Annotated in this window: 6 protein-coding genes and 1 pseudogene; 6 read left to right on the top strand and 1 reads right to left on the bottom strand. The window is 62.2% G+C overall.

Features of this window, described 5'->3' with window-relative positions; translation table 11 throughout:
• Positions 1-420 precede the first annotated feature (420 nt).
• From GY725_15360 to GY725_15335, 6 genes and pseudogenes are all read left to right on the top strand, one after another.
• Positions 421-741: a hypothetical protein gene (locus GY725_15360; protein ID MCP4005566.1), complete on the top strand. Its 321-nt coding sequence runs from the start codon at positions 421-423 to the stop codon at positions 739-741.
• A 426-nt stretch (positions 742-1167) separates the two neighbouring features.
• Positions 1168-5142: a hypothetical protein gene (locus GY725_15355; GenBank protein ID MCP4005565.1), complete on the top strand. Its 3975-nt coding sequence runs from the start codon at positions 1168-1170 to the stop codon at positions 5140-5142.
• Between the two features lie 61 nt (positions 5143-5203).
• Positions 5204-6112 (top strand): DUF1501 domain-containing protein, encoded by a 909-nt coding sequence (locus GY725_15350; GenBank protein ID MCP4005564.1) that lies wholly within the window; start codon positions 5204-5206, stop codon positions 6110-6112.
• A complete protein-coding gene (locus tag GY725_15345; GenBank protein ID MCP4005563.1) occupies positions 6109-6891 on the top strand; it encodes a hypothetical protein in 783 nt (260 codons plus the stop codon). Before GY725_15350 ends, GY725_15345 begins: the two co-directional genes overlap by 4 nt.
• Positions 6842-7093 (top strand): hypothetical protein, encoded by a 252-nt coding sequence (locus GY725_15340; GenBank protein ID MCP4005562.1) that lies wholly within the window; start codon positions 6842-6844, stop codon positions 7091-7093. Before GY725_15345 ends, GY725_15340 begins: the two co-directional genes overlap by 50 nt.
• A 35-nt stretch (positions 7094-7128) precedes the next feature.
• A pseudogene (locus GY725_15335) lies at positions 7129-7648 on the top strand (transposase).
• 8 nt (positions 7649-7656) lie between these two features.
• Here the strand turns inward: GY725_15335 and GY725_15330 are convergent.
• On the bottom strand, positions 7657-8331 hold the full coding sequence (locus GY725_15330) for a hypothetical protein (GenBank protein ID MCP4005561.1): 675 nt from the start codon (positions 8329-8331) through the stop codon (positions 7657-7659).
• Positions 8332-8689 lie beyond the last annotated feature (358 nt).

The following is an 8689-nucleotide window of genomic DNA, read 5'->3' as shown; positions in this document are numbered from 1 at the left end:
TGCGAAGCGCGATGCATCCGCCTGCGCTGCGTCGCGCGACCCTCTGCAGATCTACGGATCTGCGATCGGATCACGCTTCTTGCTCAGGCGGCGACTCCCGCTTCTCGCTCGATTCCTCCCTGTGCAGAGATTCCCTAGCCACGCTCGTTCACGCTCCGCATTCTAGCGACGACGCGGTCGGAAGAGAAGCACGTCCTCGAATGCCCGCAATGCCAGGGCCGCATGAAGCGGATCGCCACGATCACGGACCCGAGGGTCGTCTCCGCGATCCTGCGCCAGCTGAGTCTCTCAGTGCGCGCCCCGCCGATCTCCCCGGCTCGCCCGGCTCGCCCGGCACCCATTCGAGAGCACCCAGATTCCCCGTCTGCCGAATCTGTACCGGCTGATAGTGGGCGGTTCTGTTAGGCAAGTAGGGGCGCTATACTTGCTATCCGCTGGCCAGGAGATCAATGTAGCGGTTCCGGGCGCATCGCCTATGCGTTACGCCACCCCTGGCGCGACGGCACGACCCACATCGTGTTCGAACCCGCTGAACTCCTGGAGAAGCGGGTCGCTCTCGTTCCCCGCCCGCGCGCACACCTCGTGCGCCACCACGGAGTCCTGGCACCCGGCGCGCGCCTGCGTCCCGGCATCGTCAAGTCAGCACAGGAGGCCGAAGCTGCGCAAGAGTCCGCTCGCATCGCCTCCGCCACGACCGCAGCACAGCCCCGAGCCCCAACGCCCCAGCCAAGCGGCTCATAGCTGCGAAAACTAATTTTGAGCTGGACCAGCTGATGTAGGCAGGTCAAACTAGGCCGTCGAAGTTGAAGCCGCTTTCAGTCGTGAAAAACGAAACGCGCAAAATGGAAAACGCGCGATGAGGGGCGGGGAAATGTCATCAAGAACCTTTAGAACGTGCATGCAATTGATGGCCGGGCCGGGAGTCTTCTTTGGCGCCCGGGACGCGGTCAGCAGCGTTGGCTGCGACTCAATTGTAGGAATCGATTTTGACCCGTGGAGCTCGTTCAACGAAAAAGACTGGACTGCAACCAGCGTTGTAGGTGCTGGCATTCGCATCGTTGAACGTGGTGCTCGACGCTGGGCAGCATGTTTCTCTCTATTTTCGCGTCGGGTCTCGTCGAGAACGGCGAGCGATGATGCGGACCGCATCTTCGAGGAGCACCTCTCATGTCCGATCTGATCGAGCACCTGCGCGCCGAACACACCGGTCTGAGTTCGGGGGAAGTCCTTCGCCAGCCAGTGACCGCGCTCCTGGGCGTGAGCGACGAGGCGGCCACCGCGCTTGCGGGGGTCGGGATCGAGAGTGTCTTCGACCTGGGTGCATCGGTCGTGTTTGCCCAGGCCGCACACTTCGCTTCTCGAGGGGCTGCGGCCAACGACGGCGTTCCCGGCGACCTGTTGGACCCCGGCGCGCTGATCGACGGCATCGCGGACGCGTCGAGCACACCGCTGCGACAGCTTCGTTCGCTGTCGGCGGCGCAGGCAGACGCCCTGGCGACTGCGCTCGACGTCGAGAACATCCGTGACTTCGCGTTCTGGCCACCGCGCGTCTTTGCGCACGACCTGGTCGGGATGGGGCTGGGCTCGGAGTTGGGCCAGGATGGAGACCCGGATGCGGAGCGACTGCGCCCGCGCCTGGGCGAGTTCCCGATAGAACGCGTCTACTACGACACGTTGGTGATGCTCGAAGCCCCGAGCGATCCGGCTCAGGCTCCGCTGACCAGTCCGATCTCGCTTCACGATCTGGCGGCGGCGCAGCCGGGCTTCAGCAACGTCGCGGTGGGCGCCCTTGCGACCTACTCGCAATCCTGGTTCGCGCAGGGGATCACGCTGGGCCAGATGATTCACTCGCTCGCGCTCGCACCCGGGGAGGCCACCCGGATCGCGGTTGTCGATTGGTCACGCAGGACGAGTGCGTCTGCCGTCGAAGACATCGGAGAATCCGAGCGGCTCTCGAGCGCAATGAACCACTCCCGAGCCATCAGCGAGGTGCAGAACGCGGTTGCTACCGAGATGCAGTCGGGAGGCTCGATGAGTTCGGGTTGGGCGGAGTCCTCGAGCAAGGCGAAGGGAGGCGGGTTCAGCATCGGTGGTGGGATCGCGGGCGCGATCGGCGGGGCAGTTGGTGCGGCCGGCATCGGGATCGGGGGCTCCGCGAACAAGCAATCGTCGAAGACGGAATTCGAAACCGAAAGTACCTCGTGGTCGGTCGGCAGTCGTTCCGTCATCGGCTCCATGTCACAGCGCGTGAACGATCGCGCAGAGCAGCACGCGAGTTCCGTACGCAATCGCCGCGCGAGTGCTATTCGCGAGGTCTCGCAATCCGAACATGAGGAAGTCAGCACGCGCGTCGTCGCCAACTACAACCACATGCACGCGCTCACAGTGCAGTACTACGAGGTCGTTCAGGTCTACCGGACCGAGACGCAGCTGCACAACTTCGATCGTGTTCTGTTCGTGCCGTTCGAACTGATGCAGTTCGACGGCGAGGCGGCCCTGGGCTTGATCTCGCGTTTTCGGGGGCAGTTGCTCGAGGCGGCCCTGACCGAGCGCGTGGCAGAGCTTCTACTCGATGACCAGGGCAGGGTCAGTGTGCGTGGCGGGAAGGTTGTGGAATCCGCGGTGTTCTCCGCCTTCGCGGGCACCCTGAATGCGACGACGACCGCCGTACTCGGGACCGCGGCGACGGGAACCGGCGTCGCGAGCCCACCGCCTGCGCCGGATGAGGATGAGACCAGCGAGCCCGAGCGCCGTGTCGTGCGCAGGAAGTTCGTCGTTGCGGGCGCGGTGGCCGATGTACTGCCGGGCAACGCAGAGCTCGTCGCGATCAAGTTCAGCGATTTCCAAGTTGCGACCGTCCGCCTCGATCACGCGAGCTCGGCAGCTGCGGATGTGCACGATGTGGATGAGGCCACGCAGCAGGTGGCAATCCCCCGCGTGCCCCTGCGCCAGCTCGAGAACATCGCACTTGCACTCGAGACGAAAGAGGATGCGGTTGGCTCGGTCACGCTCCTCTACGAGTCGGGTGGGCAACCCGGTCAAGCGCAGGTGGAGGTTTCGCTAAAGGAGACCACGGCACCCCAGAAGGCCATCTACCTGGCTGCGGACCCCTCGAACCGCAGAGAAGAGCTGCTCGAACACCTCCAGCTCAACCGCGTGTACTACACGCAGGCGATTCTGTCGTCTCTGGACTCTGCGTCGTTGGCGATGTTGTTGTCCGGGGTCTCGTGGGAAGGGAAACCGCTGGCCGAGCAGGTCGAGCCGATTCCGACGGCAGTCGCGGGCAACTACCTGGTTCTGCGGGCGCCCGTCGAGGAAGGCGAGGCCGCCGGTGTTGAGAGTGGTGCGAGCTGGAGCGATCTCCTGCGTGACCGGGGAGTCGACTTCGAGGCGCGAGACCAGAGGCTGATTCCGATCCCCACGGCTGGGGTGTTCGCGGAGGCCGTGCTCGGGCGCTCGAACTCGGCAGAGAAGCTCGACCTGACCCGCTTCTGGAACTGGCAGGATTCGCCGATCCCGCTCCAGCCGACCGAGATCAGCCCGGTAGCGATGGGGTCGCGTGCGACCGGAGAGAACCTCACACCGGGCCAGCTCAGCAGCCCGGTCCTGAACCTGATGGCTCCGAACGGCTTGCCCGACCCGGCAGGTCTCGCGGCAGTCCTCGGTGCAGTGGCGAACGGAAACATGTTCCGCGATATGAGCGGTCTCGCAGGTACGCAGGACCTCGCCGCGGGCGCGAGTGCCGGTACGCTCAATGCGACGACGGAGGCTGGGAAGCTCGCGACCGAGAACTACCGCATCGCGACGGACCAGGCGACCGAGATGGCGAAGACGGCGGCGGACATGTTCAAGGTGTTGCAGGGCTCGAAGTCGGAGAAGGCGAAGTCGCAGTCCTCGTCGGAGAAGGGCGCGATGGTCAACCTCGGCCGCGAGGAAGACGCGCGACGCGACGCTGGTACGTCGGGTGGCAGCGCGCCGTCCGGTGGCAACATCGCCGGTCCGGGCGGCTCCCCGAGTGGGTCGGGCGGATCGCCTTCGGGTGGCTCTGGCGGAGGCGGTTCGGACTCCTTCTCGCGCGGTACCGCCTACGCAGACGAGGTGGCGCTCGCTGCGGCGCCCCGAGATGGCGGCGCGATCCGCGACGCCTTGCCGGGTGCCAACGAGATTCGCGTTTCGGAATTCTCCGCCCCGGAGGTCCGCAGCTACCAGTACTACGCCAAGCAACTCGCGACCGAGGAGGAGTTCGTCGAGGTCTTCGCTACTTCGCCTTCGAGGGAAGTGGGAGATATGGTTGGCGCGCACGACGTCTTCCGACAGTCCGTCAAGTTGAAGCTCGAGCAGACCTACCCGACGGGTAAAGAGGGCGGCAGGACGGTGATCTGGTTCGACGACCGGACCGTCGTCTTCACGATCAACGGCGAGATGTGGAAGCAGCCACTGACGAGCTTCAGCCACGACGCCAGTATGGGCGTCTTTGCCGAAGCGGGTCAACGTGCAGCCGGTGCTGTCGAGTTCACGAAGCTGATTTTTGCGCTGATAGGCGCGGGCTTCGCGACTGTTTCGTGGCCTGCATTCTGGCTCGTCACCGCCACAAACATGGGTGCGGCGACGACGGAGGTGGGTGGCCCGAAGGTCATCTGGTCGCTCGTCCGGTTCGCCAGCACCTACCTCGCCGCTGCGAAGGTGCTTGCCGTGCACGCGCCGACGATTTGGCTGCTGCTCAAGCGGCGCGTGTTCGAGGCGATCAAGAGCAACCTCGGCAACGCCATCGACCCGGCGGCCATCGGCAAGATCATCATCCACGTCATCGCCGCCTTTACCTGGAAGAAGGGTGAGGTAGTGAAGGTCTGGCTGGTGGCGTTGCTGACCCTGGTGCGCACGATCTTGGCGGTGACGCTCTCGCTCCCCAAGGCGATTGCGCTCACCGAGCAGGACGCGATCATCAAGGCCGATCAGTTCGTAAAGCAGTTCCGCGACAACGCGCCGACGATCGAGGTCAGCATGGGCGATATTCGAAAGGTCGCGGAACAACTCCGCAGCCAGAAGGCGATCGATGCGCTTAACGAAATTCGCAAGGTCTCAGACGACCTGATAAAGAGCGGCTTCGAAGCCGAGATTCCGAACCTCGCAACGAGGGATTAGGAGCGGGCAGAAAGAGGGCTCTCTTCATGTTCGCGATCGCTTTGTATATGAATCCACGCGGATGCCGAGTCTACCCCGTCATCAATTCGCAGGAAGTAGTCGCCTGATGAAGTATCGACGTCGCGATCTGTTGCGAACAGCCGTTGGCCTTGCACCCGGTCTACTCTTCACACCGATACGACAAAGCCGCGCCTCCGCACTCGGTCGCTACGTGGTGGTAGTCCACTTGAGAGGTGGTGCCGACGGCCTCGGGCTCGTCTTTCCAACTCGAGACCCAGATTACTTCGAGGCGCGGCCGACCCTCGCCAACTATAGCGGCCTCTTGTTAACCGATCGATTCGCGATGCACGCCGGGCTGAGCGAGCTCCACTCGTTCTTTTCGCGAGGTGATTTGGCTGTATTTCACGGTGTGGGCGTCGAGAACGCGACGCGGGCTCATCAGCGGTCGCAGGCACGGCTCGCAGACTCGCTGTGGGCGACCGAGAACGCGCCACCCAAATGGCTCGATCCGACTGGCGAAACCACGCTCGATGCACAACTTGAACGCGCGGCCGAACGAATCGCGTCGGATGCCGGCTCGGGTGTGTTAGTCGTCACCCAAAGCGGCTGGGACACGCATCGCGATCAAGCCGGTCAGCTCGAACGACTTACTCGTGATCTCTCGGGCGGTCTCGCTGATTTCAAGCACCGCCTGGGCGCAAACTGGCCTCGAGTGCGTTGTCTGATAGTCAGCGAGTTTGGGCGAACCGCGCGCGAGAACCGATACGGTGGGACCGATCATGGCAGTGGAGCGGTAGCGCTACTGCTGGGCCGCGGCATCAACGAACGCCGCGTTGTCGATGCGCAAGGTCGCTGGCCGGGGTTGTCTCGTTCGGCTCTATGCGATGGTCGGGATCTGCCGGTGTTGACCGATCTTCGGGCGTTGTTTCGGGAAGCTGCGCATTCCTCTCGAGAGGACTTCTGGGGATGAGTAGTAAGAAGCCCTGGCTGGACAATGCCCCCAATGTCAACGCGCTGATCCAATCGATCGCGATCGTCATCGGCGGCAGCTGGGTTCTCTATATATTCGTCTACCAGGAGTACTGGGTACCGCGCTCGCTCCCCTCACACCTAGCCGGACAACTCGAGATTGAGATTTCCGGCACGAGTTCGTCACACATCGCACTCCGCAGTGTGCTTCACGTGCAGAACCCGAGCTCGCAGCGCGTTCATGTAATGCCTAGTGTGTTCGTCGCTTGGGGGTCCGAGCTCGATGGCTATGCCAGAAGTTCGAAACAGTTCCTACAACGAGCCAATGAGAATCTTCGCACGCTCGATGATGACTATGCGACATTTCATGAGGCGGAACCGTTTGACTTGGCTGTCCACGTGGCGCCCGTGCTCACCGATTGGTATCTGGATGCAGGCGAGAGCGCCTCAGAGGGATTTTTCTTCCACGTTCCGCGTGACAAATATGACTCCGTGGTCGTCAAGGCTATCGTTCTTTCAGCCAAAGACTCGCGCGGAATCGACATTCAGTGGAAGATGGGAGAGGATCACGAAGCACGCTTCGAGATCTTTCAAACACGCCCGCACTTCGAAAAGTTGCGACGACTAGATACGACGACTGACAAAGACGTCGATTTCCTCAACGAGATCGAGTTCGCGCTCATCGAGATTACCGACGCGGTCTCGCTCTGGGACCAGGAGGATAGTAGCCTTGGCAGCACGCAGGAAAGCTCGCAGAACCGAGAAGAAGACCCACGATGAGCTCGAAGACCCGGTCTATCGCACCTTCGATCTGGAGTCTGCCGAAGACGACGCGCTCGAGACTGCTGCGGAGGCCGAGGGACTAAGTGTCGAGGTGTTGCTCAGAAACCTGGTGGCCGCGTACCTAAGTGATCGAAACCAGGCCAAGCTGACCAATGACGTTGACCCAGGTGACCTGCCTGGGGATATTCGGACCGATTGAAACCTGAGAGAATGGCTTCTGGGTTGGAGGAAGCCATGAAGAAGAGTCGGTTCAGCGAATAGCAGATGGTCAAGATCCTGCGCGAGGCGGACAAGAGCCCGTGGTGCGGGTGGCCAAGAAGCACGGCGTCAGCGAGCAGACGATCTGCGCCTGGCGAAAGCGGTTCGGGAAGCTGGAAGCCGTAGACGTGAAGCGACTTCGGCAGCTCGAGCGCGAGAACGCGAAGCTCAAGAAGCCGATGGCGGAGCGCGACCTCGAGATCGATGTGATGAAGGAGGTTGCGGCAATAAGGTGGTGAGTGCGTGCGCTCGACGGAAGCAGGTCGCCTACGTCCGAAGGCGCGGGATCTCGCTTCGCCGGGCGTGCGCGCTGCTCAAGGTGGCAAGATCCACGATGGAGTACGAGTCGTTGCTGACGAAGCGGGACGCGCACGTGATCGCAGCGATGCGCGAACTCGCGGACCAGTATCCGCGCTACGGCTACCGACGGATCCAGGTGTTCCTCGCGCGTCAAGGGCTCGCGATGAGTGACGACCGAGCGTACCTCATCTGGAAGCAAGCACCTCAAGGCTGCTTCAGCAGGTGATCCTTCGACACCCAGCCCGAGAAGGTGACCTCCACCTTCGCCCAGTTGCCCTGCACCTTCTTCACCTTGACGGGATAGGCGTTGGGAAGAACGTTCGGGACCTCGTCGGCGTTGGGATCGCCCTTGCGTCGGATCTTCAGGGCGCTCACCCGTACGGTGGCGTCGTCGCCAGCCATCACATGGTCGGCCAGGTCGTCGCTGATGGGCCTGGCGTCGCCGAAGGGCACCTGCTTGCCCTTGATCTGCAGGTCCATCTGCTTGCCGGCGTGCTTCAGCAGGGCCTTGACGGTGGCGACCGAGCTGGTGACGTCCTTGTATCCGTCGTTGTTCAAATCGACGAACTCCTTCCCCACCAGAATGCAGCCCAGGATCTGGGTGTAGTAGTTGCCCGGGTGGATCAGGACCCAATCGCGGCCATTCACCTGGCCCGTTCCCGGGCTTTTCACGTGGTAGCTCCACTTGTACTTGTCCGACACGCGCTTTTTGCACTCGTAGTTGCCCGTCGGGATGCAGGAGATGCCGCGCAGATTGTCCAGCCACGGCAGCTCGAGCGTCTTGCAACTGAAGATCTTCTTGTTCTGCGAGTTGAACAGGTTGAGGGTGCCGGTGATTTGTTTGTTGGTGTAGTCCTGGCGTTGGATGACGGCCTTCATGGTTCCTCCTTCGGCATGGATCGAGATGCAATTCTCTCACAGAGGATAGATCCCAACCCAACCAATGAGTTGTGGTCCGAAGAATGTACCTGGCACGGGGTGTGCGTAGTGACCGGGAATGCCCGAACTCCCGACCTGTCGCAAGCCGCCTTTCTGCCCCAACCCAGAGTGTGATTTCCACCGAACTTCGCAGGGTTGGAAGTTCATCAAGAAAGGCTTCTTCACTCGAGATGTGAACCCCAGGAGGATTCAGCGGTACATCTGTAAACGCTGCAACCGCGCCTTCAGCTCACAAACCTTCAGTCTCACTTACTGGCTCAAACGACCCGACCTGATCTCGCAGCTTTTCTACCGCGTG

The organism is bacterium (genome assembly GCA_024226335.1).
Lineage (GTDB): Bacteria > Myxococcota_A > UBA9160 > SZUA-336 > SZUA-336 > JAAELY01.
This window is presented reverse-complemented; position numbering and strand designations above follow the sequence as displayed.

Coding starts and splice junctions, on each gene's coding strand:
- GY725_15330 (MCP4005561.1), bottom strand. CDS start 8,331: ATGAAGGCCGTCATCCAACGCCAGGACTACACCAACAAACAAATCACC.
- GY725_15350 (MCP4005564.1), top strand. CDS start 5,204: ATGCCGAGTCTACCCCGTCATCAATTCGCAGGAAGTAGTCGCCTGATG.
- GY725_15355 (MCP4005565.1), top strand. CDS start 1,168: ATGTCCGATCTGATCGAGCACCTGCGCGCCGAACACACCGGTCTGAGT.
- GY725_15345 (MCP4005563.1), top strand. CDS start 6,109: ATGAGTAGTAAGAAGCCCTGGCTGGACAATGCCCCCAATGTCAACGCG.